Source organism: Actinokineospora inagensis DSM 44258 (assembly GCF_000482865.1).
GTDB classification, from domain to species: Bacteria; Actinomycetota; Actinomycetes; order Mycobacteriales; family Pseudonocardiaceae; genus Actinokineospora; species Actinokineospora inagensis.
In genome coordinates, this window is sequence record NZ_KI519516.1 from 342,770 (window position 1) to 368,956 (window position 26,187).

Genomic DNA, 26,187 nt, shown 5'->3' on the forward strand with positions numbered 1-26,187 from the left:
CACTCGGTTCACGAACCATTGGGGGTACTGGGTGAACCCACGGCTCATCCTCACCGCGCTCGCCGTCACGGCCGTCACCGCCGTCGCGGGCTGCTCCGCATCGACCGCCGGACCGCCCACCCCGGGCCTCGCCGAACGCGGCACCACCATGACCACGGCGACGCTGACCCGCATGGACCTCACCGCCAAGGTGAGCCTCAAGGGCAAGGTGGCGCTCAACCCGGTGTTCGGGCTCGCCGCCCCGGTGGACGGCCAGATCCGGTACGTCGAGGTCAAGGACACCCCCGGTACCCCGGCCAAGCCCACCAGGGCCGGGTCGGTGTGGGTGAAGGGCAAGTCGACCCCGGTCGACGTCCCGGCCGGGTCGACCTTCGCGGGCAGGCTCGTCGACGACAAGACCAACGTCACCGCCGGAACCCCGGTCGTGTCGGCGAAGTACGGCGGCTACGCCCTGGTCGCCGACATCGACGGCGGGCAGGCGTACGCGCTCGCCGACGGTCTCGGCGTGGTCCGCGCGCAGATCAAGAGCGGTCCCGGTCCGTTCGACTGCTCCGTGCTCGGCACCACCGCCGCGCTCCCGCCGGGCACCATCCCGGCGCCACCCGCCCCGCAGGTCCCGGCGCAGCAGGTCCCGGTCGACCCGGGTCAGGCCAACCCGCCCGTGCCGCAGCAACAGCCGCAGGCGCCGGAACAGCAGCAGGACGGCCGCACCCCGTCGGAGTCCACCGGCATGCGGCTGGTCTGCGTCCCGCCCGCCGGGGTCCGCATGATCAACGGCGCCGACGCGACCCTGGAGGTGACCACCGCGCGGGCCAAGGACGCGCTGGTCGCCCCGGTCGAGGCGGTCGCGGGCCGGGAGAGCGCGGGCAAGGTCGACGTGCTCGACGCCAACGGCGCGCGGCAGACCAAGGACGTCGTGCTCGGGTTGACCGACGGCCAGTTCATCGAGGTCAAGTCCGGGCTCACCGGCACCGAGACGCTGGCCGTGCCCGGTCCGAGCCTGCCGCCCGCCCAGCAGCCGAACGGGGGGCCGGGCAAGTGACCCCGCTGATCCAGCTCACCGGGGTCGGCAAGACCCTGAAGGGGCAGGGCGAGCCGCGGTCCATCCTGTCCGGTGTGGACATGACGCTGCACGCGGGCGAGTCGGTGGCCATCCTCGGCCGGTCCGGGTCCGGCAAGAGCACCCTGCTCAGCCTCATCGGCCTGTTCGACCGGCCGGACGACGGCCAGTACCTGTTGCACGGCAACGACATCAGCCGGATCGCCGAGCGCAGGGCGGCCCGGCTGCGCAGCGCCGAGTTCGGGTTCGTGTTCCAGCGGTTCTTCCTGCTCAAGCACCTCACCGCGATGCAGAACGTGGCGATGGCGCTGGTCAACGGGCAGGGTTGGGCGGCGCGGCGCAGGCGCCGGGCCAGGGTGATGGCCGCGCTCGACCAGGTCGGCGTCGCGCACCTGGCCAAGCAGCGGCCGCCGCGGCTCTCCGGTGGCGAGCAGCAACGGGTCGCGATCGCCCGCGCGCTGGTCCGCGAGCCGCGGATCCTGCTGGCCGACGAACCGACCGGCGCCCTGGACACCGAGACCGGCGCGCTGGTGATCGACGTGCTGCACGCGGCGACCGAGCGCGGCTGCGGGCTGGTGCTGGTCACCCACGACCACGCGCACGCGAACCGGATGGGCCGGGTGCTGCGGCTCAACGACGGCGTGCTGGTCACCGAGCGGGCGGGGGTGTCGGTCTGATGGCGCTGTCCGGGCGGTTCCGTTCCGCGCTGGTGATCGGCCTGCAGGGCATCCGGGCGCGCAAACTGCGCACTTTCCTGTCGATGATCAGCCTGTTCCTCGGGGTGCTCGCGGTGATCGTGGTTCAGACCAGTTCGGTGCTGGCGAACCGGGAGCTGCTGACCGACATCGAGCTGTCCGAGGGCAAGGACGGCACCGTGGTGATCTCGATGCCGCCGAACGAGCAGACCGCCCCGGTCGTGCTCGACGCGTTGCGCGGCCGCGCCGACGCCGTCGGCGTCGTGGAGACGAACGCGATCATCGGCGAGCCCGGCGTCACCCCGATCAACCCGGGCGCCATGCCGCTCAAGTACGCCGACCAGGGCGGCGGGGCGACCAAGATGATCTGCGACAACAACATGTGCTACCCGGAGCCGTCCACCGAGGCCCCGCCGCCGCGCGGTCAGGCGATCGAGGTCCGGCTGGTCGCCCTCACCGGCGACATCCGCCCGTTCCGCCCGTTCCCCACCGTGTCCGGCAGTTGGCTCGACTTCACCGGCGCGGCCTCGTTCGCGCCGCGGCTGGTCCTCAACAACGAGGCCGCCGACGCGTTCACCCGGTACCGGCTGCCCGCCGAGATGCGGATGGACTCGGCGAGGGCGCACTCCACCCCGCAGGTCATCGGCACCATCCACGACGGCCAAGCCCAGCCGACTGTCTACATGCGACTTGACGAGCTGGTGAACTGGATCCCCGCGAGCACCCTGGGCACCTCATCCGGTCTCACCGTCCTGCGCACCCAGTCGGCAGGCGCCGTCGAGCAGTACCTGCAGGCGAAACTCTCCCCCACCTCGCCGTTCTTCCCCCGCACCGTCGACTCCCGCGAACGCATCGGCGGTCAGCTCGACATGATGCGCTGGATCTTCTACGGGATGGCGGCGCTGGTCCTGCTGATCGGCATCGCGGGCATCCTCAACGTCGGCCTCGCCACCGTCGGCGAACGCGTCGAGGAGTTCGCCCTCCGCCGCGCGGTGGGGACGCCGAGACTGCTGCTGGCGGGCATCGTGCTGGCCGAGACCCTCATCATCGGCCTGCTCACCGCCGCCACCGCCATCGGCACCGGGGTGGTCGGACTGCAACTGGGGAGCAGGCTTTTCGGCGGCAACCACCCGTCACTGCAGAACGTCGGCTTCCCCTGGGAGGCAGGCGTGGCAGGCGTCGCGGCGGGTCTGGTAGCGGGCATCCTGGGCGGGCTCCTCCCCGCGATCCGAGCGGCCCGCATCCCCATCGCCACTGTCATGCGCGCCTAGCCATGACAGCGGACCGCGCCCCCTGCCGCCCTCCCACCCGCGGCAGGGGGCGCGCCACATCCGCTATCACAGAGCACAAAGGACACTGGCCCGGCGGGTTGCCTCATCCCGCGCCGAGACAGATGAACGGCCTGCGGTACGGGTCTTCCGCGATGGATTCCGCCAGTGCCCGTGCCGGGTTCACCCCAGCGGTGAGGTGGCGGTGGTAGGTGATCATCGCCGTCGCGGCTGACTCGTCGCCGACGCGGGTGGTGGCGGCGACCACCGTGCGGACGCCGCTGGCCAGCAGGGCACCCGCGTAACCCAGGGCCTCATCCCCGGGCCGCACGTAGTTGAGGGCGAGTTCGCAGGCGGCCAGGACGACCTGACGCGGGGGTTGCCGCAGGCGGGCGACTTCGTAGGCGAACAGCGGTCCGTCGGCGAGTTCGAGCCGGGAGAACAACGCGTTGGTGGGTTCGTGTTCGCCGTGCGCGGCGATGTGCGCGAGTTCGGCCCCGTCCAACGCGGTCAGCACATCGGCGACTGTCGCGTGTTCACCGTCCAAGGCGACGGCGTCCGGGTAGACCGCCCGGAGTGGTCCCTCCTCGGCGACCAGGCCGGTGAGCATCGGTCCGCGGGCGAGGACCGTGCGGCCCTTGGGGGACACGCCGGTGGTGGCGCTGAGCCAGGCGGTCGCGGACGGGGCGACGACCAGCGGGCGGCCCCACAGCGACGGCAGGCTCCCCCAGGGCACGGCGTACAGCGGGCCGGTCGGGATGATCACCAGCTCGTGGTCGTCGATCAACGGCAGCAGCGGTTGGATGAGCTGACGATCCAACCCTCCCGCGCTCCGGGCGGCCGAGGCCTTGACGACCTCCACCACCGGCGGCGGCAAGGTGTCCGGCGCCAACACATCCAGGTCCGCGTGCAGCCGGGCGGCCCATTCCGCCGCCTCGGTGGCCGAACCGAGGCGGACCATCCTGGCGCCGGTCCCGGAGGCCACGACGGCGACGACCTCGTCGCCCGACGTGGCGAACGAGACCAGCACGCGGCCGAGCAGGGCGGGCGACACCGCTTCCAGCGTCGCGACCGGCCGCGGTTTGCCCCACGGGCTCGCGTACCAGCCCTGCCGTTCGATCTCGCGTTCCAGGACGGCGGTCTGCTTCTCCAGCTCGTCGGCGGAGCGGCCCGCGAGGCGGGTCAACTGGGCGGTGCGCTTGGCCAGGCGGAGCTCGGCGGCCTTCTCGGCGATGTTGGCGTCGCGGATGTCGGGCACGGGTTCGTAGCGGTAGACCTGCGCGCGGGTGCGCTCCAGCCAACCGAACAGCCTGCGCGCGTCCGGGCGGGGGCGTTCCAGGACGAGCTTCACGGCGAGTTCGCCGAGGTGCCTGCCGTGCACGGCGGTGCCGCAGACCAGTTCCAGGCCGCCCATCCGGTCGCGGGCCCGGCCCAGTTCGGACAGCCCGGCGCGGGCCTGGCCGAGCGCGGCGCGGATGTCGGACTCGGCGACGGCCAGTTCCGCGCGGCACAGGCGCAGCAGCATCCGGTGGTCGACCGGGGTCGTGGCCCGGGGCTTGGGGACCTGGGCGAGCAGCTTGGCCGCCGTGTCGAGGTTGCCGCGGCGGATCTCCAGGCGGATGGCGAGCATCAGGGCCAGCGCGGCCTCGTCTTCCAGCAGCAGGCCGCGGAGCTGGTCGGCGAGCTGGACGGCGGTGGCGGGCAACGTCGCGGAGATGCGGGACCGGTCGAGGGCGTCGAGGGTGTCGGCGCGCAGCGCGGCCAGGGCGGCCACGGCGGCCCAGCGCTCGTTGCCGCGGCGGCGGAACATGCGCTCGGAGCGGCGGGCGCGCCTGCGGGCCTGGGCGGTGTCGCCGTGCAGCAGGGCGGCGGCGGCGCGGGCGACCTCGGCCTCGGCGGCGTCCTGACCGACGCGTTGGCGGCGCAACCGGGGCAGCGCGTCGTCGAGGTGCCGGGCGGCCTCGTCGACCAGGCCACCGGCGAGCAGGGCGCGGGCCTGGTCGAGCTGGGCGACCGGCAGCATGCCGGGGGCGCGGGCGGCGCACTCGCGGGTGGTCTCGGCGAAGTAGCGCAGCGCGGTCGGCACGTCGCCGATCATGTGGGCCACGTAACCGCGGTTGTGCCGGGCCTTGATGGCGATGTCGTGCAGGCCGTACCGCTCGCACAGCTCGATGCACGTGTCGAGCTCGGCGATGGCGGCGGCGGTGTGCGCGCGTTCGATCTGGGCCAGGCTGCGGTTGAGGTAGAGGCTGGCCAACACGTAAGGGTCACCGGAACCCGCGGCGAGACCGGCCCGCAACAGGTCGGCCGCCTCGGACAGCAGGTCGAGACCGAGGTCGATGGCACCGGCCCGGATGTGCAGGAACCCGCGCTGCTCCAGGGAAAGCCCGGCCAGCTCGGCCCGCAGCGCCCCGTCGGACACGGTGCCGACCAGCGCGTCGGCGTCGGAGAGCCTGCGGATGCCCTGGGTGATGGTGGCGCCCTCGGTCTCCGCGTAGGCGAGGGTGACCAGGATGCGCACCCGCAGTTCGACGACCTCGACCGCGGTCTGCGACGGCGCGGTGTCCAGCACGGCCAACGCCTCGCCGAGCAGCGCTCGCGCGCGAGCGAAGGTGTAGGCGTACACGGCTTTGCGGCCACGGCGGTAGAGCGCGCCTGCACGCCGGACAGCGGGCATACCGTCAACCCTACGTGCCGCGTCCACCGGTGGTGGACGCGGCACGGCGGTTTCGAACCACTAGTGCCTCAGCTACGCCAGCCGAGCTCGGCGAGGTCGCCGTCGCACAGGTCGCGGGCCAGCCCGGCCCGGACGACCCGGTCCTCTGGGGTGCTCGCGTCGGCCAACTCGGCGAGCCTGCCCGCGATCATGCCCGCGACCACCGGGGCCGCGAACGAGGTGCCCGCCCACACGGCGAAGCCGCTGGTGAGGTCGTCCGGGTCCAGGGTGGCCCTGGGCAGCGCGCCCGGCCCGGGGGTCTCCAGCTCCGGTTCCTCCGGCCCCTGCCACAGCGGGACGGTGCTGACCACGGCGTTGCCCGGCGCCCACCGGGTGACCCAGTCGCCCTCGTTGCTGAACGCGGCGACCGACTTGCCGGACGGGTTGAGCGCGCCGACCGCGATCAGCAGCGGGTTGCCGCTGTTGGAGCTGTCGTGGTTGAGCGCCATCGCGGCCGGGATGAACGGCCGCGTCGTGGCGTCGTTGCCCGCCGCGGCGACGACGAGCACGCCGAGGTCGGTGAGCTTGCGGACCGCCTCGGTGAGCTGCCGCCCGGTCTGCTGGTCGGTGTTCTCCGGGTAGAAGCCCAGCGACAGCGACACCACGTCGACCAGGTCCTCCGGCCGCCCGCCCGCCAGCGCGGAGGCGACCCGCTCGCGCAACCACTCCAGGGCCAGCAGCACCGAGCCGTCGGTGGTGATGCCGTCGGTGTGCAGGACCCGCAGCGACAGGATGCGCGCGTCCGGGCAGTTCTGGAACACCAGACCGGTGACGAAGGTGCCGTGCCCCGAGTGCGAGTCGGTCACCCCGAGCAGCGGCTGCAGCACGTCGCGCTCGTCGATGGGCGAGATCATCGACGGCAGCGCGCCACCGCTCTGGTCGGTGAGCGTGGTCTCCAGGTCGTTGAGCAGACCCTGGAAGTCGTCGGAGACCTCGACCACCGGGTCGGTGTGCGCGGGGCCGATGGTCAGCCACGGGTGCGGGCCGATGCCGGTGTCCAGCACCGCGACCACCGGCCGCCTGCCCGCCCGGAGCGCGGTCGGCTTGCGGCGGTGCGGCTTGGGCATGAACACCCGCACCGCGTTGCGCTGCCCGTTGCCGAGCGCGATCGCGCCGCCGTTGTAGCCGACCGGGACCCCGTTGCCGAACGGCACTCCATTGCCGAAGGGGACGCCGTTGCCGAACGGAACCCCGTTGCCGAAGGGGACACCGTTGCCGAACGGCGCGGCACCCCAATGGGCGGAGACGGCGGCGCTGTACCCGGCGTTGTAGCCCGCCCCGTAGTGCACGTGGGACGGCGCGGCGCCGGGAGCCGCGGCGCTGTACGTGGTGCCGGTGCCCGCGTCCGGCTCGGTGTGGCCGTCCATCCCGACCGAAGCGGCCAGCGCCAGGTGTTCGAGGCCGATGCCGCGCACCGCGTCCGGCCCGAGGGCGCGGCGCAGGTTCGCCAGCACGGTCCACGGGTCCGGGGCCGCCTCGACGACGGCGTCCTCGCGGACCTCCAGCAGCATCGGCACGGCGACGTCGGCGTCGAACTCGGCCACGGCCCGGCGCCAGGTCGGCGTCTCGGGCAACCGGAGCACCATGCGGACGCCGATCCGGGCCAACACGTGGTTGAACTTCGCGATCTGCCGCCGGTCACGCGCGATGCCCAGCGGCACCAGCAGCGTGTTGTAGCGGTAGGCGGTCGAGTCCGGGCGGCGGCCGCGCTCGCCGGGGACCGCGGTGGACGGGTCGAGAATCCTGGCCCGGTGTCGCACCAGGACGTCGGCGCCCAGGTTGATCACCTGGGTGAACCGGGAGAGATCCGGTCCGGTCTGGACCCCGCCGCGGGATCCGGTCCGCTCGTTCGGCTCGTTCGGTTGCCCCCCGTTGGCCCGCACGTCCGCCATGGATTACCCACCCCGAAAGTCGTTGGTCACGGTCGGTGTCGTTCGCCCGCCGACCTGCTCTCAACCGTAGTAGAGCAGAATCGTGGTCATGAGATACATCGATTGACAAACCCCCTGCGTAACGCGCATTTGGGATCAACTCTCCGCTGATACCGAGGTAACGATCAGTAAGCGAAAACCGGGGCCGACCGAACAACGTCCACTCGGACAGCGCAGTGACCGGCCGCTCGGAATGGATCTTCGTGCGACCAGGCCGGACCTGGGGGAAGCGAACAGCAATCATCGTGGCCGCGCAACGCCCCCATCGGGTACGGAGAGCGCGCGCGGGCGCACGCACGGGAGTCGTCCACTGTGCCGGTTCGCGCTATTCGAACAGGTGAGCGGCGAACCGGCCAGAATGATCTTGAAAATTCCGAGAATCCACTGTGGACAAACCAGGGGAATTCGCCGAGCCCGGAACCGGACCGCATTATCGCACCGGTGTTCGACACTTACGCCGGAGTGACCGGGCGCTCGCAGAATGCGTGGGACCAGCCGCTAGCCGGTCGCGGAAATCATCGCGCTGCCCAGCACGACATCGCCCGCCGGGTCCGGGCGGTAGAGCACAACGGCCTGCCCAGGGGCGACCCCGCGCAGTTCGCCGACCGGGTGGACGAGCAGTCGACCGTCCACAAGCGACGCCGTGGCCGGGGTGGTGCCGCCGTGCGCGCGGATCTGCGCCACGCACTCGACGGTGCCGGTCAGCGGGTCGCCGGAGGGCCAGACCGGCCGGTCGCCGAGGATCTCGCGGACCGCCAGCCGCTCCGCCGGGCCGACCCGCACGGTGCCCCGGACCGGTTCGAGCGAGAGCACGTACCGGGGCTTGCCGTCCGCGGCGGGGGTGTCGATGCCCAGGCCGTGCCGCTGCCCGACGGTGAACCCGTGCACCCCGGCGTGCACACCGAGCACCGCGCCGGTCTGGTCGTCGACCAGGGTCCCGGGGCGGGTGCCGAGCTTGCCGGTCAGGAAGGCCCTGGTGTCCCCGTCGGGGATGAAGCAGATGTCGTAGCTGTCCGGCTTCTCGGCGACGGCCAGCCCGCGCTCGGCCGCCTCGGCCCGCACGTCCGACTTCACCGAGCCGCCCAGCGGGAACATCGCGTGCGCGAGCTGCTCGGCGGTCAGCGACGCCAGCACGTAGGACTGGTCCTTGTCCGGGTCGGCCGCGCGGCGCAGTTCCGGCTTGCCGTCGACGGTCGCGAGACGGGCGTAGTGGCCGGTGCAGACCGCGTCGAAGCCGAGCGCGACCGCCTTGTCCAGCAGCGCCTCGAACTTGATCCGCTCGTTGCACTTCAGGCACGGGTTCGGGGTGCGGCCCGCGGCGTACTCGGCGACGAAGTCCTCGACCACGTCCTCGGTGAACCGCTCGGCGAAGTCCCAGACGTAGAACGGGATGCCGAGCAGGTCGGCCACCCGGCGGGCGTCGTGCGCGTCCTCCACGGTGCAGCAGCCCCGGGAGCCGGTGCGCAGCGTGCCGGGCTTGGCCGAGAGCGCCAGGTGCACGCCGACCACGTCGTGCCCGGCCTCGACCGCGCGCGCGGCGGCCACCGCCGAGTCCACTCCCCCGCTCATCGCGGCCAGCACTCGCACGACTCAGACCTCCGCCGGTGAGGCGCCGCGGCGCAGTCCGGCCAGCCCGGCGTTGCGGGCGCGGGCGACGACCGGGCCGATCGCGTCGCCGAGCGCCCGGACGTCGGCGTCGGTGGAGGTGTGGCCGAGGGAGAACCGCAGCGAGCCGCGGGCGGCCGCGGCGTCGGTGCCCATGGCCAGCAGCACGTGCGACGGCTGCGCCACGCCCGCGGTGCAGGCGGAGCCGGTCGAGCACTCGATGCCGCGCGCGTCGAGCAGCATGAGCAGGCTGTCGCCCTCGCAGCCGGGGAAGCTGAAGTGCGCGTTGCCGGGCAGCCTGGACGGTCCACCGTCCACTTCGGACTCACCGGGGTCGCCGTTGAGCACCGCGTCCGGGACCACCGCGCGCACCGCGCGGACCAGGTCGTCGCGCAGCCGGGCCAAGGTGGTCGACCGGCGCGCGCGCTGCTCGGTGGCGACGCGGACCGCGGTGGCCAGCGCCACGATCGCGGGGACGTCCAGGGTGCCGGAGCGCACGTCGCGTTCCTGGCCACCGCCGTGCGACACCGGGGTGCACGCCACGTCGCGGCTCAGCAGCAGCACGCCGACGCCGTAGGGACCGCCGACCTTGTGCCCGGACAGGGTCAGCGCGCCCGCGCCGGAGCGGCCGAAGTCGACCGGCAGCACCCCGACGGCCTGCACGGCGTCGGTGTGGAACGGGATGCCGTGCAGGGCGCAGGTGCCCGCGAGCTCGCGCACCGGGTTGACCGTGCCGACCTCGTTGTTCGCCCACATGACGCTGACCACGGCCACGTCGTCGGGGTTCTCGGCGATGGCGGCGCGCAGGGTGTCCTCGTGCACCCGGCCGAAGTCGTCGACCTCGAGCAGGGTGACCTCGGCGCCGTCGTGCTCGGCCAGCCACAGCGCGGCGTCCAGCACGGCGTGGTGCTCGACCGCGGACACCAGCACCCGGGTGCGGCGCGGGTCGGCGGCCTTGCGCGCCCAGTAGATGCCCTTGACCGCGAGGTTGTCGCTCTCCGTGCCACCGGAGGTGAAGATCACCTCGGACGGCCGGGCGCCCAGCGCGGCGGCGATGGACTCGCGTGCCTCCTCCACCGCGCGGCGGGCGCGGCGACCGGAGGAATGCAACGAAGAGGCGTTGCCGTACGCGGACAACGCCCCGGTCAGCGCCGCGGCCGCTTCAGGCAGGATCGGCGTGGTGGCCGCGTGGTCGAGATAGCTCATCGCCCGTCCAGGGTAGACCGGCCAGGCCCCGGGGTCACACCCGGTCGTCGGTGGACCGGCGGAACGCGATCGCCCCGACCAGCGCCACCCCGGCCATCGTCAGGTCGATCGGGACCAGTGCGGGCCCGGGGGCGGCGGTGGAGGCCAGCGCCGCCAGCAGCACCCCGCCCAGGCCGATCAGGGTCGCGGACAGCCCGGTGTCGCTGACCTGCAGCGCCGACGAGGTGAACCCGCGCTCGTGGGCCGGGGTCAGGCCAAGCGCCAACACGTTGATCGCCGGGAAGGCCAGGCCCATGCCCGCCCCGCACACCGTCCACAGCACCGCCGCCAGCCAGGGCCAGACCCACGGGAACGCCACGAACGCCATCGCCGCCAACCCGACCACGACGGCAAGGAACCCCGCGCGGATCAGGGTGGTGCGCGGCACGTCGGGGTGCCTGCCCTGCCAGAGCGAGGCGGCCGACCAGCCGAGCGCGCCGACGGTCAACGGCAAACCCGCCATCCACGGCGCGAACCCGTGCACGGTGGTGAGGGTCAACGGCACGAACGCCTCAACCCCGAAGAACGCCCCGGCGAACAGGCCGCGGGCCAACACGAGCTTGGGCAGCCCCGGTCGGCCGAGCAGCGTGCCCTTCGGCAGCAGGACGCGCAGCGACGGGACGAGCAGGGCCACCCCGCCGAGCCCGAGCCACAGGGTGGTCAGCGACGGGTGTTGTGCGGCCCAACCGATCGCGGGGATGCCGATCCCGGCCGCGAGCGCGGCGAGCGGCACCCACCGACGGGTCTGCCGCCGCCGCTCGTGCGGGGGCAGGTTCCGCAGCGCCGGGACCAACAACACCACCCCCAGCACGGCGAGCGGCACCAACCCGAGGAACACCCACCGCCACCCGTACCGCTCGGTCACCACACCCGCCAGCGTCGGCCCGACGATGGAGGGCACCACCCAGGCGGCGGCGAGCAACCCGAACGCCGCGGGCCGGACCCGCTCCGGGTAGATCAGCGCGACCAACACGTAGATGGCGACGATCTCGGAACCCCCGCCGAACCCCTGCAACACCCGCGCCGCCAGCAGCACCGGCATCGACCCGGCCGTCCCGGCCACGACGAGGCCGAGCAGGAACAGGACCGGCCCGACCAGCAACACCGGCCGCGCGCCGACCCGGTCACACACCCACCCGCCGACAACGGTCGCGACCACAGTGGCGGACAGGTACGTGGTGAACGGCCACGAGTACAGCGCCCCACCGTGCAGGTCGGCGACCATGCGCGGCAACGCGGTCGAGACGCCGAGCTGCTCGAACGCGCTGATGGTGACGAGCAGCAGGACACCGAGCGTGGTGGCCCTGGTCCGGGCCGCCCACAGCTCGGCACCGGGACGGGTTCGCGCCGGACTGGCCTCGGTCGTGGTCACCCACTCATCTTGGGACCTCGACCTCGGTGGAGGTCCAGCCCTTTTCGCTCACACCGGCCCAACCGGCAACGGGCGGGGCCGCTCAGGCCGAGAGCCGGGCCGGGCGAGCACGGCGCCTGCGCTGGGCGGGGATGGTGGTGACCCGGCCGAGGGCCGAGTTCAGCGCGGCCTCGGTGAGGGCGGCCAACTCGCGGCGGTCGGCCGCGCGGCCCGGGGCCAGCTCGTCCAACACGGTCAGTTCCACGACCAGGCCGCGCAGGCGGGCGGTGCGCCGGATCGAGTCGATGATCGTCTCGGTGCCGATGAACGCGGGGGTGGTGCTCTCGCGGCCGTCGGCGAGGCGGTAGCGCAGGGCGAGCGGGCGGACCGGGACGCCGCCGTCGATGGCGGCCTGGAACAGGGCGGGGCGGAAGTGGCCCATGCCCTGGCCGCACCACGTGGTGCCCTCGGGGCAGACGTAGACCAGGGAGCCGTTGCGCAGCGAGTCCGACAGGGCGTCGACCGTGCCGGGCAGGGACCGCAGGCTTTCCCGGTTGACGAACAGGGTGCCCGCGGCGGCGACCACCCGGCCGATGACCGGCCACCGCCGGATGTCCTCCTTGGCCAGCGCCCGCATCGGCCGGACGGCGTTGACCGCGGCGATGTCCAGCCACGAGATGTGGTTGGCGGCGACCAGGGCGCCCCGGGTGCGGCCCGCGCGCAAGGCCGCGCCGCCGTGCACGACCAGGCGGACGCCGAACGCGCCGAGCACGCCGCGGAAGATCCACTTGGCCAGCCGGTCGCGGCCGCGGCGGCCGATGACCGGCATCAGCGGCACCGACAGGGCGGCGACCAGCAGGACGCCGACGGCACCGGCGAGCCGGGCGGCGACCCGGAGGCGGCCGACGGTGGGTTCGCCGTCGGTGAGGCATTTCGGCCCACACGGTGACGTGGGCATCCAGTCGTGTGCCATGGCGCTACTCCCCCGAACCGGACCAGGACAACGGAACCACCCCCGGGGCTACTCCCCCAGGAAGAACTTCAGGTAGCGCTGGTCGACGTTGGCGAGGTCGAGCAGCACGAAGAAATCGGCGACGCCGAAGTCGGCGTCCAACGCGGGCGGGCCGCAGACCTTGGCGCCCAGCCGCAGGTAACCCTTGAGCAGCGGCGGCATCGCGATCCGGGGCGGCGCGGCGACGGACTCGAAGTCCCACGGCACGCGCGGCCGGACCCGCAGGTCCGCGTTCGTGTAGTGCTTGTCCCGCACCGTTTGCCAGACCCCCGCGGCGAGCGAACCGCCGTCGGCGAGCGGGACCGAGGCGCAGCCCGCGAGGAACCCGTGGCCGGACAGCAGCATGTAGCGGGCGATCCCGGCCCACACGAGGGACACGACCGAACCGTTGCGGTGGTCGGGGTGCACGCACGAGCGACCGGTCTCCACCAGCGCGCCGCGGATGCCCGCGAGCGCGGACAGGTCGAACTCCGTGTCGGAGTAGAGCGACCCGGCCTCGGCGGCGCGTTCCGGCGGCAGCATCCGGTAGGTCCCGACGATGTCCCCGGTCGCGTCCTCGCGGACCACCAGGTGGTCGCAGAACGGGTCGAACCGGTCGATGTCCAGACCAGGGGTCGTGGTGTGCAGGGTGGCGCCCATCTCCCCGGCGAACACCTGGTGGCGCAATCTCTGCGCGGCCTCGACCTCGGACCCGTCGTGCGCGACGAGCAGCGAGTACGTGGGGACGTCGGTTCCGGGCTTGGCAGTGCTGACCAGCACCTGGGCCTGCGTCATACCTGCAGGTTAGGGCGATCTCGGCGTCAAGCGTGTGCTATTTGCCATGACCGGACAGTGGCAACTGAGTGAATTGCCGGTTCCGTCGCCCGGCCCGGAACGCGCGCACGGGGCGGCTCCCGGTGGGAGCCGCCCCGTGACCAGGGGAAAGATCAGCCCTTGCGCTGGGCGACCGCGGCGGTGAGCTGCGGGGCGACCGCGAACAGGTCACCGACCACACCGAAGTCGGCGATCTCGAAGATCGGCGCCTCGGCGTCCTTGTTCACCGCGACGATGGTCTTCGAGGTCTGCATGCCCGCCCGGTGCTGGATCGCGCCGGAGATGCCGAGCGCCACGTAGAGCTGCGGCGACACGGTCTTGCCGGTCTGGCCGACCTGGAACTGCGCCGGGTAGTAGCCGGAGTCGACCGCGGCCCGGGACGCGCCCACCGCGGCGCCGAGCGCGTCGGCGAGCTGCTCCACGACGTCGAACTTCTCCGCGGAGCCGACACCGCGGCCGCCGGAGACCACGATTGACGCCTCGGTCAGCTCCGGGCGGTCGCCACCGACCACCGGCTCGCGACCGGTCACCGCGGTGGCCTTGGCCGGGTCGACCGCGGGGACCTCGACGGCCTCCTCGGCCGCGGCGCCCGCCGACTCGACCGCGTCCACGCCGCCGGGGCGGACGGTGACGATCGGGGTGCCCCGGGTGGCCTTCGCCCGGACCGTGAACGCGCCACCGAAGATCGACTGCACGCCGACGACGGCACCGTCGACCGACTCGACGCCGACGGCCTCGATCAGCAGCCCCGAGTCGGTGCGCACGGCGAGCCGACCGGCGATCTCCTTGCCCTCGGCGGTCGCCGGGACCAGCACGGCGGCCGGGGACTTGGCGCCGACCAGCGCGGCCAGCACGTCGACCTTGGGGGTGACCAGGTAGTTGGCCACGTCGTCGGACTCGGCGACATAGACCTTGGCCGCGCCGTAGGCGGCCAGCGACTCGCGCACCTTCGCGGCGGTGCCGGGGGCGGCGACCACGACCGCGGCGGGCTCGCCCAGCTCGCGGGCCGCGGTCAGCAGCTCGAAGGTGACCTTCTTGACCTCACCGTCGACCTCGTCGACGAGGACCAGGACCTCGGACATGTCTCGTCTCCTCAGATGATCTTCTGGCCGATGAGGTACTCGGCGATCTTGGTGCCGCCGTCGCCCGCGTCCTCGACCCGCTGCCCGGCCGAACGCGGCGGCTTCGGGGTGGCCTCGACGACGGTGGTGCTCGCCGCGTCGAGCCCGACCTCGCCCGCGTCGATGCCCAGGTCGGCCACGGTGAAGGTGTCGACCGGCTTCTTCTTCGCGGCCATGATCCCCTTGAACGAGGGGTAGCGCGGCTCGTTGATCTTCTCGCCGACGCTGACCACGGCGGGCAGGGTCGCCCGCAGGTGGGTCAGGCCCGTGTCGGTCTCCCGGGTCACGGTGATCTCCGAGCCCTCGACGGTGACCTTGCGGGCGTGCGTGAGCTGCGGGAACCCGAGCACCTCGGCCAGCATGGCGGGGACGGCGCCGCCGCGGCCGTCGGTGGCCTCGTTGCCCGCGATCACCAGGTCGACCCCGTCGACCTTGCCGATCGCGGCGGCCAGCACCCTGGTGGTCTGCAGCAGGCAGGCGCCGTGCAGGGCCGGGTCGGTGACGTGCACCGCCTTGTCCGCGCCCATCGACAGCGCCTTGCGGATCGCCTCGGTCGCCCGCTCCGGGCCGACGCTGAGCACGGTGACCTCGCCGCCCTGGGCCTCCTTGATCAGCAGCGCCTCCTCGACGGCGCGCTCGTTGATCTCGTCGAGCACCGCGTCGGCGGACGCGCGGTCCAGGGTGTGGTCGGCGTCGGTGAGCCTGCGCTCCGAGTACGTGTCAGGCACCTGCTTGACCAGGACAACGATGTTTGGCATGGGTCTGCTTCGACCTCCTGGGACGAGCACCGGGGTGGCGGGCCGACGGGGGTGCCGGCGAGCCCGATTTTCGTGCGGTCCGGCCGAGCTTGCCATGTCCGGTACCACCGCGGTCCGGCCGGGCACGACGGGCTCCGCCGAGGCCATGTTACTAGCCGGTAGCGCGGTGGCAATCGGTGGCAATCGGAAACCTCTGCCACTGTCGTGGGCATCACCCCGTCCCGCCACCCCAGTTGTCGGCGAACCGACCCCTGGACACGCCTGAAGGCCACCCCCTGGGTTGGCGGGTGGCCTTCAGGCGCGGTGCCTACAGCGGTGTGCCGACCGGTGGCGCGCCGGTCGAGCACGGGCCGGTCGCGAAGGTCAGCGTGACGGGTCCCGGGCGGCTCACGCCGACGCGGGCAGCCACTTCGACCGGCCGGGGGTGGTGGGCACCCAGACCCCGTTCACCGGGTCGTCACGGAAGGCGAGCGTGCCGGGGGTGCGGTCGTCGGGCAGGTCGATCATCTGGCGGAGCACCTCGACCGCCCAGCCCTCGCGGCGCCAGAGCACCTCGTCGGGGTTGGGGTTGAGCACGTCGTCGGTGTCGCCGGGCAGGCGGGAGGCGATGACCTCGTCCTCGGCGTGCAACCGGACGACGTCGATCACGTTGTGGTGCGCGCGGACACCGACCACGGCGGCGATCTCACCGCTGGCGTCGCGCGGGTGCAGGAACTCGAAACCACGGGAGACGAGCTTGCGCAGGTAGGCCTCGGCGGCGTGCGACGCGTCCGGAGTCGTGATGTGCCCGTCCTTCACCGCGCGGGTGAACGACGCGATCACGGGACCGTGGAACACGAGCGCGGACCCCGAGGCGTTCTTGGAGTCGCGGATCGCGGTGCGCGCGCTGTCGATGGGCGACACCTCGACGCAGTTGCCCACGGCGCCGCTGCGGCTGCCCTTGCGCCACCGCGCCCCGGGCACGCCGTCCGCCGCCATTCCGTTGCGAATCTCAGACACAGGACTCTCAGACACTGGACCTCGCCTTCGGCAGTCACTCAGTGCAGGTGCACGTGCGTTGATCGTGACGACCGTAACACGCTCGGGCGGTCCCGCAAATGCACGTGCATCCGAACGGGCCAACCGCACAAGACGATTGACTGTGCAACATCACGATGACGGGCAACACTGAGCCGCCCACCCCCGAATGGGGTGAGCGGCACAGGGTGAACGGCCTGAATCTCCTCGCGGCGCTTGCTGAGGAGTTGGCGGGAGCGGCTGGGCGTCTCCGCGTCGACCGTGAGCCGGTCGACGACGCGGCTGTAGCGCTCGATCTCGTCGATGCGGTCCAGGAAGATCGCGCCGCCGAGGTGCTCGATGTAGACGATGTCGGGCAGTTCCTGCTCGGTGAACCGCAACATGGTGAACGAGCCCTCGGCCGCGTAGCCGCTGAGCGGGTACGGCATGACCTGCAACGTGATGTTGGGCAGCCGGGTCATCTCCAGCAGGTGCTCCACCTGCTGGCGCAACACCCGCGGCCCGCCGATCGGCCGGTGCAGCACCGACTCGTCGATGACGACCCACAGTTTCGGCGCGTCCAGCCGTTGCAACACCTTCTGCCGCGACATCCGCAACGCGACCCGCCGGTCGACCTCGTCCTTGCCCAGCTCCGGTCTGCCCCGCCCGGCGAGCATCCTGGCGTACTCCTCGGTCTGCAGCAGACCGGGCACGAACTGCAGCTCGTAGGTCTGGATCCGGGACGCGGACTCCTCCAGGCCGACGAAGTCGTTGAACCAGCTCGGCATCAGGTCGCTGTAGCGGTGCCACCAGCCCGGCTCGTTGGACTGCTTCACCATGTCCAGGAACTGGGTGCGCTCGGTCTGGTCGTGCACCCCGTAGAGCGTCAGCAGGTCGGCGACGTCGCGCTCCTTGAACCCGACCCGGCCCAGCTCCATCCGGCTGATCTTGGATTCGGAGCCGCGGATGTGGTACCCGGCGTCGGCGCGGGTGATCTCCGCGGCCTCCCGCAGCCTGCGTAGCTGCGAACCGAGCACGATCCTGCGGGCGGTCGGGCCGGAACTCTGCCCACCGTCACCTCTGCTGTCGGCCACGTCGCGTCCCTCCCGCCACTGCCCCGACACCGGCGGTGTCCGCGTCGGAACCCAGCGTGGCATCGGCCTTGCTGATACCCCTAGGGTGAGCTTACCCCTTGAGTGCGCAACGTCCATGATCCACGACGGTCGGTGAGGTAGAGATGGCGGTCCAGGATCCCGCGGTACCGGTGTACATCGATACGTCGAAAGCCAGCATCGCCCGCGTGTACGACGCGTTCCTCAACGGCAAGGACAACTACGAGATCGACCGCGAAGTCCTGCGCCGCGTGCAGCAGGTGGCCCCCGAGGCGGCCCAGTTAGCCTTCGACAACCGGGAATTCCTCATCAGGGCCACCCGGTTCATCGCACTGCAAACCGGCATCCGGCAATACCTGGACTGCGGCTCCGGCCTCCCCACCGCCGAGAACACCCACCAGGTGGCGCAACGCATCCGCCCCGACTCCACGGTCGTCTACGTAGACAACGACCCGGTCGTCCTCGCCCACGGCCGGGCGCTGCTCGAGGAGAACGACCACACCCACTTCATCGCCGAGGACATCTTCGAACCGGAACAGGTCCTGGCCAACGACATCGTCCAACGCAACCTGGACTTCACCGAACCAGTCGCCCTCTTCCAAATGGGCACCATCCACCACTACGACGGCCCCCGCCCCCCCGCCGACATCATGCGCGCCTACATCGACGTCCTCGCCCCAGGCTCCATCGTCGGCATCACCCACTTCCACGACCCGGAAACGACGGAACACTCCCCCCTCGCCCGCCGCATGGAAGACGTCTTCCTGCACAGCCCCATGGGCACCGGCCTCTTCCGCACCATGCCGGTCATCCAGTCCATGTTCCCCACCCTCACCATGATCGACCCCGGCATCACCCTCTGCGCCGAATGGTGGCCCGACGGCCCCCGCCTCAAACCACTGGACCAGGTGCAGTACTGCATCGTCGGCGGCCTGGGCATGAAGCAGTAGCACCCAGCCCGTCACAAACACACCCACCAAAACTGCCGCGTGAATACCTACCGCGACCAACCCACACCCCGCGCCCAAAAAACCCGCGCCTCACCGACGAAGCGCCACACTGGCACCGCGCCCCCCAAAAAACCCCACCCCATATCGATATATCGACGAAGCGCCACATCTGCGCCGCGCGCCTCGGGACCCGCCGACACCAACCGCCCGTTGTGGTGGAGATTCAAAACCCCCGGCCCCTCTCCCCGTCGGCTGACCCCACTCCGTCGGCCCACCCCCGACTCCGTCGGCCCACCCCTTCCTCGTCGGCTGACCCCACTCCTAGGCACACCCCTCCCCACCCCCACTCCTAGGCACCCCCACCCCCCGCAACACCCCGGCGCCCACCCAGGTACGCCGCATCCCCACACCAACCCGGCCCCCAGTTATCCACAACGCCCCAAGCCATCCACAGACTGCGCCATGATCCCTTCCCACCGCCTCCCAGCCGGTAGACTGGACCCGGGGACGCCCCCCGGGAGGGTGGGGGGCTGCCCTGGGGTTGCGGGGGTGGGCGTCAATAGCTGGATTGGCTGAAAGAGCAGGAGTTGGCGGCCGCACCGGCCCCACCACGGCGGGACCCGCTGCCGAATCGAGGCGCGGTGGTCGAGGCGCGGCTCGACCCAGAACGCCGCCCCCCCACGACATCCCTGGCCGGCATTGCCGGAACCGCCCAAGGTCCAGCAACCCGCGTTCCGGCGCCTTGCGGGAACGCCGCGGACAGACCGATGCCCAGCCGAGGTTCGACCTAGAGACTCACCCAGGGGTTGTCCCCCCACCGGCGTTCCCCCAAGGCGCAACAGCAAGCGTTCTCGACGACAAACGCCACGAGCCCGTTCTCGCCCGTCGCACCGCCGTCTCAACGCCCGCTGTTGTCCCGCACTACGACACGGGCCGCCGCATCACGCTCGACACCAGGAACGAACAGTCAGCAACAACACCCCGCCCGACCACGCACACCGCCCCCACCCAGTACCGCCCCCAACAACGTCGCCCCACCTCGCCGCCACCCGATCCAGCGATTGACACCAACCCCGCCACCCCACTACCTCCAGGGCGGCCCCCACCCTCCCGGGGGGCGTCCCCGGTCCCAGTCTACCGGCTGGAAGGCGCCGGCAACCGACCACGGCGGTTCCTGTGGACAGCTCAGACGATGTGGACAACTCCAGCCCAGATCGCCGCGCGGATGGGGCAGATCGGTGTAGGAACCGCAAACCCGGGGTCCGCACCGGACCCGCTGTGGCGGGGGCTGCCAGCGGGATGGATGCCGCTCGGCTCAGTGGTTCGAGCCGGGGCGTTGGTCCTGTACCGGCCTGTCCCGCTGCTCCTGGAAAGGCGCCGGAACGCGCGTCGACACCGATGCGCGACAACCTCGCCGTCTCGACCGCCCGCACTACGGCAGGCGTCAACTCCCCCGCGGCGTCACACTCAAGCCAGGAGCGAACAGCCAACGGGCAGCCCCCACCCTCCCGGGGGCGTCCCCGGTCCCAGTCTACCGGCTGAAAGGCGCCTGCGACCGACCACGCCGCTACCTGTGGACAGCTCAGGCATTGTGGACAACCCAAGGCCCAGGCCAGCACGAACTACGGACAACCCAAGGCCCAGGCCGGCACGGAACTCAAGGCCCGGCATGGAACTCAAGGCCCAGCACGGATCAGGGCGTACCCGCATGGACGTCACCGGCAAGCCCCCGCGAGAACACAAGCCCCCGCGAGAACACAAGCCCACGCGAGAACACAAGCCCACGCGAGAACACAAGCCCACGCGAGAACACACGAACGCGGGAACCGGAACTCACGCGCCGACCGCCAACCGCTTCGCCACCGTGTTCAGGCGGATCATCGACTCGTAGTCGGCCGTGCCCGGTTGGGCTTGGTACACCACCAACCGCTCGTCCGTCTCCGAGACCGCGAGTGTCTCGAAGGTCAGGCTCATCCGCCCCACGACCGGGTGTTCGATCACCTTCACCCCCGTCGTGCGCCGTTTCACCTCGTGTTGGCGCCACAGGCCGCGGAATTCGGCGCTGGCCGCGCTGAGTTCGGCGACGAGAGCCACCAGGCGCGGGTCGTCGGGGGCGGTTCCGTGGGCGGCGCGCAGGTGGGCGACTGTGCCCCAGGCGATGTCGTCCCAGTGGGGGAAGACCTGTTCCGCGTTCGGGTGCAGGAACACGTATCGGCTGGTGTTGCGCTTCTCCGCGGGCCAATCTTCCATGCCCGCCAGCAGGACCTGTCCCGCCGTGTTCGACGCGAGTACGTCGTTCACGCTGTTGAGCAGGTACACCGGCAGTGGTTCCAGTGTGCGCAGCAGGGTCAGGACCTCGTCGCGGACGACTTCGCGTTCGGGTAGGGGGGTGGCCCTGGTCCGTGCCCCGCTTTGCGCCCGCGCGGCGATGTCGATCAGGTGGCCGTGGGCTTCCTGGTCCAGGCGCAGGACGCGGGAGAGCGCTTCGAGCACTGGCGGGCTCGGGTTGCGTTCGCGGCCTTGTTCCAGGCGGACGTAGTAGTCGACGCTGATCCCGGCCATGGTCGCGAGTTCTTCGCGGCGCAGGCCGGGGGTGCGGCGCAGGCCGGAACTGCTGGCAAGGCCGATGTCGGCGGGGCGGACGCGTGAGCGGCGGGCCCGCAGGAACTCCCCGAGTTCGTTTCGCTCCGGCATGTGTCGATGGTGGCACGTCCGCCCCCGTGGCGACAGCGAATCGGCGGGTGGTTCCCGGGCGCGCTGTTCCTGGGAGTGCGGCACCCAGGAACGCCCCTCCTGGAGAGCACCGGGCCTGTCACCGGCCGCCGTACGGCGACACGATCGTTCCCGACGAGGACCACCACCGGTTCAGAGGGAGACGAACGACCGTGACGAACACCGACACCGGCGACACCCCAGTCGACGCTGTCGCCGTGCCCACCCTCCAGGCGCCGCTGCGGCGGCTCGGCGTCGACGGGCCGCTGGTCGGCGCCATCGGCCTCGGCTGCATGGGCATGAGCGAGATGTACGGCCCCACCGACGACTCCGAGTCCGCCCGGGTGATCAACGCCGCGTTGGACGCCGGGGTGACCGTGCTCGACTCGGCCGACATGTACGGCGCCGGGCACAACGAGGAACTGGTCGGTTCCGCCATCCGGCACCGCCGCGACGACGCCTTCCTGATCACCAAGTTCGGCATCCGCCGGGACGGGGGCAGGCGCTGGAACGACAACAGCCCCGAGTACGCCAGGCAGGCCTGCGAGGCGTCGCTGCGCAGACTGGGCGTCGACCACATCGACCTGTACTTCGTGCACCGCTTCGACGGGTCCACCCCGGTCGAGGACACCGTCGCCGCGCTGGCCGACCTGGTCGACGCGGGCAAGGTCCGGCACATCGGGCTGAGCGAGGTCAGCGCGGACACGTTGCGCCGGGCCGCCGCCGTGCACCCGGTCGCGGCGGTGCAGAGCGAGTTCTCGCTGTGGAGCCGCAACCTCGTCACCGACGGCATCCTGGCCACCGCCCGGGAGCTGGGGATCGCCACGATCGCGTACTCGCCGCTGGGCCGCGGTTTCCTCACCGGCACCGTCCGCGACTTCGACGTCCTGGCGGACAACGACTTCCGCAAGGCCAACCCGCGGTTCACCGACGGCAACCTCGCCGCGAACCTGGCGCTGCTCGACCCGGTGGAGCGGCTGGCCGACAAGCTGGAGGTGCCGACCGCCGCCGTCGCGCTGGCCTGGGTGCTGGCCCAGGGCGACGACATCATCGCCATCCCCGGCACCAAGCGGTTGCGCTACCTGGCCGCCAACGTCGAGGCCGCCGCGCTGCGGCTGGACCCGGCCGACGTCGCCGAGCTGACCGAGGCCTTCCGCGCCGAGGCCGTCGCGGGCGAGCGCTACCCGGCCGCGATCATGCCCGTTACCCGCTAGGAGACGCGAAAACCCATGAGCGAGCAGACAACCACCCAGACCGAGCCCGAGATCTCCGCCAAGGAGCAGGCCGGTCGGGACGTGATGGGCACCCTGGGCATCGACCCGGACGGCCTCATCGCGGGCTACTCGGGCCTGGACGAGCGGTTCGGCCACTCGGTCGTCGAGTTCGTGTTCGGCGAGTTCGTCAGCAGGCCCGAGCTCGACCTGCGCACCCGGCAGTTGGCCACGGTCGCGGTGCTCACCGCGCTCGGCGGCTGCGAGCCGCAGTTGGAGACCCACCTGCGGGCCACCCTCCGCGCGGGCGCCACCCGCGCGGAGATCATCGCCCTGATCGGCCACGTGCTGCCGTACGCGGGCACCCCGCGCGTGATCAACGCGATGAACGTGGCCAAGCGCGTCTTGGGCGCCGAGTAACGCCCTCCCCGTCCGCACCCGTGGAGCACCTGGAGCAGAAGTGACCACTTCCGAGCGTGAACTGACCACCCCGGCGGGCAAGTCGACCCCGTCCGCCGACCCCGCCCTGCCCGCGCCGCTGGTGCAGTGGCTGGGCGTGGTGACCCTGGCGTTGGGCGTCTTCGCCATCGTCACCGCGGAGTTGCTGCCGGTCGGGCTGCTGCCCGCGATCTCCGGCGAGATGGGCGTGTCCATCGGCACCGCCGGTCTCAGCATCACCCTCTACGGCATCATCGCCGCGCTCACCGCGGTGCCGCTGACCGCCGCGTTCGCCCACCTCGACCGCCGGTTCCTGCTTGCGGGCCTGATGGCGATCCTCACCGCGGGCAACATCGTCACCGCGATCGCGCCCAACTTCACCGTCCTGCTGCTGGCCCGGATCCTGATGGGCTTCGCGCACGGCGTGTTCTGGTCCACCACCCCGGCCAGCGCGGTCCGGCTGGTCCCGGCCGCCAAGGCGGTGCGGGCCACCACCGTCGTGCTCTCCGGCATCTCGATCGCCTCCGTCGCCGGGGTCCCGCTGCTGACCGTGGTCGGCCAGCAGACCGACTGGCGGACCGCGTTCTACGTGATGGCGGGCATCGGCGTGCTGGTCCTGCTCGGCGCGCTGACCCTGCTGCCCCGGCTGGCCCCGCGCGGCAGCGGTGGGCTGGCGGCGCTGCCCCGGTTGGTCCGCCGCGGCACCCTCGGCGCCGCGGTGCTGGTCACCAGCCTGGTGATGATCGGCCACTACCTCGCCTTCACCTACATCACGCCGTTCCTGGAGCAGGAGGCGGGCTGGAGCACCGGTTCCATCGGCGCGATGCTGCTGGTCTTCGGCGTGGCCGGGGTGATCGGCAACTTCCTGATCGGGCCCGCCGTCGGGCGCAACCTGCGCACCGCGCTGGCGGGCAGCCTGCTGCTGTTCGTGGTCGCCCTGGCCGGTCTCTCGCTGCTCGGCGAGTTCAAGGCGGCGACCGTGGTCCTGCTGGTCGCCTGGGGCCTCGCCTACGCGGCGCTGCCGGTCTGCCTGCAGACCTGGGTGCTCAAGTCCAGCCCGGACGCCCCGGACGGCGCGTCCTCGTTCTACATCACGTCGTTCAACTTCTCGATCGCCCTGGGCGCCTTCGCGGGCGGCCGGGTGGTCGACGGGATCGGCCTGGGCACCATCACCTGGGTCGCCGCGGCGCTGGCCGCGGTCGCGCTGCTGGTCGTGCTCGCCGCCCGCCGGGTGGGCGAGCCCGCCCCGGACGCGGTGACCGCCGACTAGTCCCACTGGTCCGCGCGGGCCAGGACGGCCCGCGCGGACCACGGCAAAGTCCGCACTTGCACCGAATGGGTGTGATGCGCGGCACCTTCCCGTTTCGTCGTGGGTGGACATTGATTCACGGTATTCTGCGACGCGCGGAAGACTCTTGTCATGATTAGAGCTGACTGTTCACCCTGCTTGATCACCAAGATGGCGAATTCGGAGAGCTCCGGAATAGCGCCTTGGGCGCCCGGTGTGTTGCCAAGGGGAGGGGATTCACATGACCGACGGTGTAGACAGCCCGTTATCCATCTCGGTCGCGATGGTGGTCCGCAACGAGCTCCACCGCTACGGCGTGGAGAAGATGATCGCGGCGGGGGGCGTCGCCGGTACCGTCTACTGCGTGCCGACCGCCGCCGAGGCGGTCGAACTGGCCGGGCGCGTCCGGGTCGACGTGCTGGTGGTCGACTGCGCGGCGCTCGACGACGACGGCACCGACGAGATCCTGCTGCGCGCCAAGGCGCTGGGGGTCAACGTGTTGTGGCTGGCCGACGACGCGCTGCCCTACGAGCGGCTCTCGCTGCTGCGCTGCGGCGGCTGCCTGCCGGTCGGCCAGCTCAGCCCGGAGAGCCTGCGCGACGCGCTGCTGCGCACCCACCGCGGGGAGACGGTGATGCCGAGCAGCCTGGTGGAGACCCTGGTCGACATCGCCCAGGACCGGCTGCGCGAGCCGCGGTCGTGGGCCCGGGTCCGGTTCACCCCGCGTGAGCGGCAGGTCACCGGCCTGCTCGTCGACGGGTTGAGCAACAAGCAGATCGCCCGCAGGCTGCGCATTTCCGAACACGGCGCGAAAAGGCTGGTGGCGAACATACTGGCCAAACTCGACTGCACGAACCGGACCCTCGCCGTGTCGAAGATCCTCCGTGAGGGCCACATCGAGGAATATGCCGATGCCGCCCCCCTCGACACCCTTGTGGTCGGCCGCTGACCCCTTTTCGGCGGTCTTGTTCGCTTTATCTGGAACTGCTCGCCGGCCGGTTCGGCCCGGGTGCGCCAGGAACGCGCGCCCGACCGCCGTCATGCCCGCTGGTGCCGGTCCGCGCACCCGGACCGGCACCAGCGGGCGTCAGGACGGCTGGCCGGTCGGCATGACGGTGACCCGCTGCAGGTTGACGTGGGCGGGCAGCCCGGCCAGGAACTCCACCACGGCGGCGACGTCGTCCGGCTCCAGCCAGGTGGTGCTCCGCCGGGCATCGGCCAGCCAGTCCAGGGCGTCCTGGTCGGTCACGTGGCCCTGCAGCTCGGTGGCCACCAGCCCCGGCTCCAGGGCGCTGACCCGGATCCCCTTGCCACCCAGTTCGGCGCGCAGCGTGCGGGCCAACTGGGTGGTGTAGGCCTTGCTGCCCGCGTAGACGGCGAAGTTCGGGAAGATGTTCTCCGCAGCGATGGACGACGTGGTCACCAGGTCGGCCACCCTGCCCTGCTCGGCGACCTCCACCAGGTGCGGCACGAACGCGCCCATGGTGTGGGTGAGCGCGGTGACGTTCACGTCGATCTGGTGCTGCCACTGGTGCCGGGGCAGCTCCTCGACCGGCGCGGGCAGCATGACACCGGCGTTGGCGAACACCAGGTCCGCCGGGCCCAGCTCGGCGTGCACCCGGTCGGCGGCGCGGTAGAGCGACTCGGTGTCGGTGACGTCGGCCTCGAGTGCGACGGCCTTGCCGCCCGCCCGCTCGACGTCGGCGACCAGCTCGGTCAGCCGGTCGCCGCGGCGGGCGACGGCGACCACGGTGGCCCCCGCGGCCGCCAACCGCCGCGCGCTCGCCGCGCCGATCCCGCTGGACGCCCCGGTGACCACCGCGACCCGACCGGTCAGCGCTGCGCTCATGGACTGGCTCCTTCGTTGTGCCGGTGGCCACGCGGGCCTGGTACGCCCCAGCAAAC

The 26,187-nt window shown here is 71.9% G+C and carries 20 protein-coding genes and 1 pseudogene; 8 read left to right on the forward strand and 13 right to left on the reverse strand.

The window, feature by feature from the left end:
- Nucleotides 1–31 precede the first annotated feature (31 nt).
- The 3 genes from H504_RS0127700 to H504_RS0127710 are packed head-to-tail and all read left to right on the forward strand — an operon-like array spanning nucleotide 32 to nucleotide 3,026.
- Nucleotides 32–1,042, forward strand: a complete 1,011-nt coding sequence (locus H504_RS0127700) for an efflux RND transporter periplasmic adaptor subunit (protein ID WP_026425444.1) — start codon at nucleotides 32–34, stop codon at nucleotides 1,040–1,042.
- Nucleotides 1,039–1,737, forward strand: coding sequence for an ABC transporter ATP-binding protein (locus H504_RS0127705; protein ID WP_026425445.1), 699 nt, complete (start codon nucleotides 1,039–1,041; stop codon nucleotides 1,735–1,737). Before H504_RS0127700 ends, H504_RS0127705 begins: the two co-directional genes overlap by 4 nt.
- The gene (locus H504_RS0127710; RefSeq protein WP_026425446.1) at nucleotides 1,737–3,026 is read left to right on the forward strand and encodes an ABC transporter permease; all 1,290 of its coding nucleotides are present in this window, start codon (nucleotides 1,737–1,739) and stop codon (nucleotides 3,024–3,026) included. Before H504_RS0127705 ends, H504_RS0127710 begins: the two co-directional genes overlap by 1 nt.
- A gap of 103 nt (nucleotides 3,027–3,129) precedes the next feature.
- Here the strand turns inward: H504_RS0127710 and H504_RS0127715 are convergent, their stop codons facing one another.
- From H504_RS0127715 to H504_RS37325, 11 genes and pseudogenes are all read right to left on the reverse strand, one after another.
- A complete protein-coding gene (locus H504_RS0127715; protein WP_026425447.1) occupies nucleotides 3,130–5,700 on the reverse strand; it encodes a CHAT domain-containing protein in 2,571 nt (856 codons plus the stop codon).
- 68 nt (nucleotides 5,701–5,768) lie between these two features.
- On the reverse strand, nucleotides 5,769–7,631 hold the full coding sequence (locus H504_RS39075; RefSeq protein ID WP_051386318.1) for a S8 family peptidase: 1,863 nt from the start codon (nucleotides 7,629–7,631) through the stop codon (nucleotides 5,769–5,771).
- 537 nt (nucleotides 7,632–8,168) lie between these two features.
- Complete coding sequence (gene mnmA, locus H504_RS0127725; protein WP_026425448.1) at nucleotides 8,169–9,257, reverse strand: tRNA 2-thiouridine(34) synthase MnmA; 1,089 nt, start codon at nucleotides 9,255–9,257, stop codon at nucleotides 8,169–8,171.
- A 3-nt stretch (nucleotides 9,258–9,260) separates the two neighbouring features.
- Nucleotides 9,261–10,481, reverse strand: coding sequence for a cysteine desulfurase family protein (locus H504_RS0127730; RefSeq protein WP_026425449.1), 1,221 nt, complete (start codon nucleotides 10,479–10,481; stop codon nucleotides 9,261–9,263).
- A 34-nt stretch (nucleotides 10,482–10,515) separates the two neighbouring features.
- Complete coding sequence (locus H504_RS0127735) at nucleotides 10,516–11,892, reverse strand: MFS transporter (protein WP_026425450.1); 1,377 nt, start codon at nucleotides 11,890–11,892, stop codon at nucleotides 10,516–10,518.
- Nucleotides 11,893–11,974: 82 nt separating this feature from the next.
- Complete coding sequence (locus H504_RS0127740; protein ID WP_026425451.1) at nucleotides 11,975–12,844, reverse strand: lysophospholipid acyltransferase family protein; 870 nt, start codon at nucleotides 12,842–12,844, stop codon at nucleotides 11,975–11,977.
- Nucleotides 12,845–12,892: 48 nt separating this feature from the next.
- Nucleotides 12,893–13,657: a GNAT family N-acetyltransferase gene (locus H504_RS0127745; RefSeq protein ID WP_026425452.1), complete on the reverse strand. Its 765-nt coding sequence runs from the start codon at nucleotides 13,655–13,657 to the stop codon at nucleotides 12,893–12,895.
- Between the two features lie 152 nt (nucleotides 13,658–13,809).
- The gene (locus H504_RS0127750; protein ID WP_026425453.1) at nucleotides 13,810–14,778 is read right to left on the reverse strand and encodes an electron transfer flavoprotein subunit alpha/FixB family protein; all 969 of its coding nucleotides are present in this window, start codon (nucleotides 14,776–14,778) and stop codon (nucleotides 13,810–13,812) included.
- 11 nt (nucleotides 14,779–14,789) lie between these two features.
- On the reverse strand, nucleotides 14,790–15,575 hold the full coding sequence (locus H504_RS0127755) for an electron transfer flavoprotein subunit beta/FixA family protein (protein ID WP_026425454.1): 786 nt from the start codon (nucleotides 15,573–15,575) through the stop codon (nucleotides 14,790–14,792).
- A gap of 387 nt (nucleotides 15,576–15,962) precedes the next feature.
- Nucleotides 15,963–16,574 (reverse strand): DUF397 domain-containing protein, encoded by a 612-nt coding sequence (locus H504_RS43365; protein WP_245614476.1) that lies wholly within the window; start codon nucleotides 16,572–16,574, stop codon nucleotides 15,963–15,965.
- A 218-nt stretch (nucleotides 16,575–16,792) separates the two neighbouring features.
- Nucleotides 16,793–17,728, reverse strand: a pseudogene (locus H504_RS37325) (helix-turn-helix domain-containing protein); the annotation flags it as partial.
- Between the two features lie 80 nt (nucleotides 17,729–17,808).
- Here H504_RS37325 and H504_RS0127770 point away from each other — a divergent pair.
- Entirely contained in the window at nucleotides 17,809–18,633 is an 825-nt protein-coding gene (locus tag H504_RS0127770) for an SAM-dependent methyltransferase (RefSeq protein WP_026425456.1), read from the forward strand.
- Nucleotides 18,634–20,466: 1,833 nt separating this feature from the next.
- Here the strand turns inward: H504_RS0127770 and H504_RS37330 are convergent.
- Nucleotides 20,467–21,327 (reverse strand): helix-turn-helix domain-containing protein, encoded by an 861-nt coding sequence (locus H504_RS37330; protein WP_035306356.1) that lies wholly within the window; start codon nucleotides 21,325–21,327, stop codon nucleotides 20,467–20,469.
- Nucleotides 21,328–21,584: 257 nt separating this feature from the next.
- Between H504_RS37330 and H504_RS0127780 the strand changes: the two genes are divergently transcribed.
- From H504_RS0127780 to H504_RS42695, 4 genes are all read left to right on the forward strand, one after another.
- Nucleotides 21,585–22,559 carry an aldo/keto reductase gene (locus H504_RS0127780; protein ID WP_281173674.1) on the forward strand — a complete coding sequence of 325 codons (975 nt, stop codon included), beginning with the start codon at nucleotides 21,585–21,587 and terminating at the stop codon, nucleotides 22,557–22,559.
- Nucleotides 22,560–22,574: 15 nt separating this feature from the next.
- Nucleotides 22,575–22,976, forward strand: a complete 402-nt coding sequence (locus tag H504_RS0127785; protein WP_026425458.1) for a carboxymuconolactone decarboxylase family protein — start codon at nucleotides 22,575–22,577, stop codon at nucleotides 22,974–22,976.
- A 40-nt stretch (nucleotides 22,977–23,016) separates the two neighbouring features.
- A complete protein-coding gene (locus H504_RS37335) occupies nucleotides 23,017–24,264 on the forward strand; it encodes an MFS transporter (protein WP_051386319.1) in 1,248 nt (415 codons plus the stop codon).
- A 259-nt stretch (nucleotides 24,265–24,523) separates the two neighbouring features.
- A complete protein-coding gene (locus tag H504_RS42695) occupies nucleotides 24,524–25,231 on the forward strand; it encodes a helix-turn-helix transcriptional regulator (RefSeq protein ID WP_051386320.1) in 708 nt (235 codons plus the stop codon).
- A gap of 138 nt (nucleotides 25,232–25,369) precedes the next feature.
- Here H504_RS42695 and H504_RS0127800 read toward each other — a convergent pair whose 3' ends face one another.
- Nucleotides 25,370–26,131, reverse strand: a complete 762-nt coding sequence (locus H504_RS0127800) for an SDR family oxidoreductase (protein WP_026425459.1) — start codon at nucleotides 26,129–26,131, stop codon at nucleotides 25,370–25,372.
- Between the last annotated feature and the right edge of the window lie 56 nt (nucleotides 26,132–26,187).

Bases quoted from the DNA above. Each gene is read 5' to 3' on its own strand.
- H504_RS0127710 (WP_026425446.1), top strand. From the start codon at position 1,737: ATGGCGCTGTCCGGGCGGTTCCGTTCCGCGCTGGTGATCGGCCTGCAG.
- H504_RS0127715 (WP_026425447.1), bottom strand. From the start codon at position 5,700: ATGCCCGCTGTCCGGCGTGCAGGCGCGCTCTACCGCCGTGGCCGCAAA.
- H504_RS39075 (WP_051386318.1), bottom strand. From the start codon at position 7,631: ATGGCGGACGTGCGGGCCAACGGGGGGCAACCGAACGAGCCGAACGAG.
- H504_RS0127730 (WP_026425449.1), bottom strand. From the start codon at position 10,481: ATGAGCTATCTCGACCACGCGGCCACCACGCCGATCCTGCCTGAAGCG.
- H504_RS0127740 (WP_026425451.1), bottom strand. From the start codon at position 12,844: ATGGCACACGACTGGATGCCCACGTCACCGTGTGGGCCGAAATGCCTC.
- H504_RS0127745 (WP_026425452.1), bottom strand. From the start codon at position 13,657: ATGACGCAGGCCCAGGTGCTGGTCAGCACTGCCAAGCCCGGAACCGAC.
- H504_RS0127750 (WP_026425453.1), bottom strand. From the start codon at position 14,778: ATGTCCGAGGTCCTGGTCCTCGTCGACGAGGTCGACGGTGAGGTCAAG.
- H504_RS0127755 (WP_026425454.1), bottom strand. From the start codon at position 15,575: ATGCCAAACATCGTTGTCCTGGTCAAGCAGGTGCCTGACACGTACTCG.
- H504_RS0127770 (WP_026425456.1), top strand. From the start codon at position 17,809: ATGGCGGTCCAGGATCCCGCGGTACCGGTGTACATCGATACGTCGAAA.
- H504_RS37330 (WP_035306356.1), bottom strand. From the start codon at position 21,327: ATGCCGGAGCGAAACGAACTCGGGGAGTTCCTGCGGGCCCGCCGCTCA.
- H504_RS0127785 (WP_026425458.1), top strand. From the start codon at position 22,575: ATGAGCGAGCAGACAACCACCCAGACCGAGCCCGAGATCTCCGCCAAG.
- H504_RS42695 (WP_051386320.1), top strand. From the start codon at position 24,524: ATGACCGACGGTGTAGACAGCCCGTTATCCATCTCGGTCGCGATGGTG.
- H504_RS0127800 (WP_026425459.1), bottom strand. From the start codon at position 26,131: ATGAGCGCAGCGCTGACCGGTCGGGTCGCGGTGGTCACCGGGGCGTCC.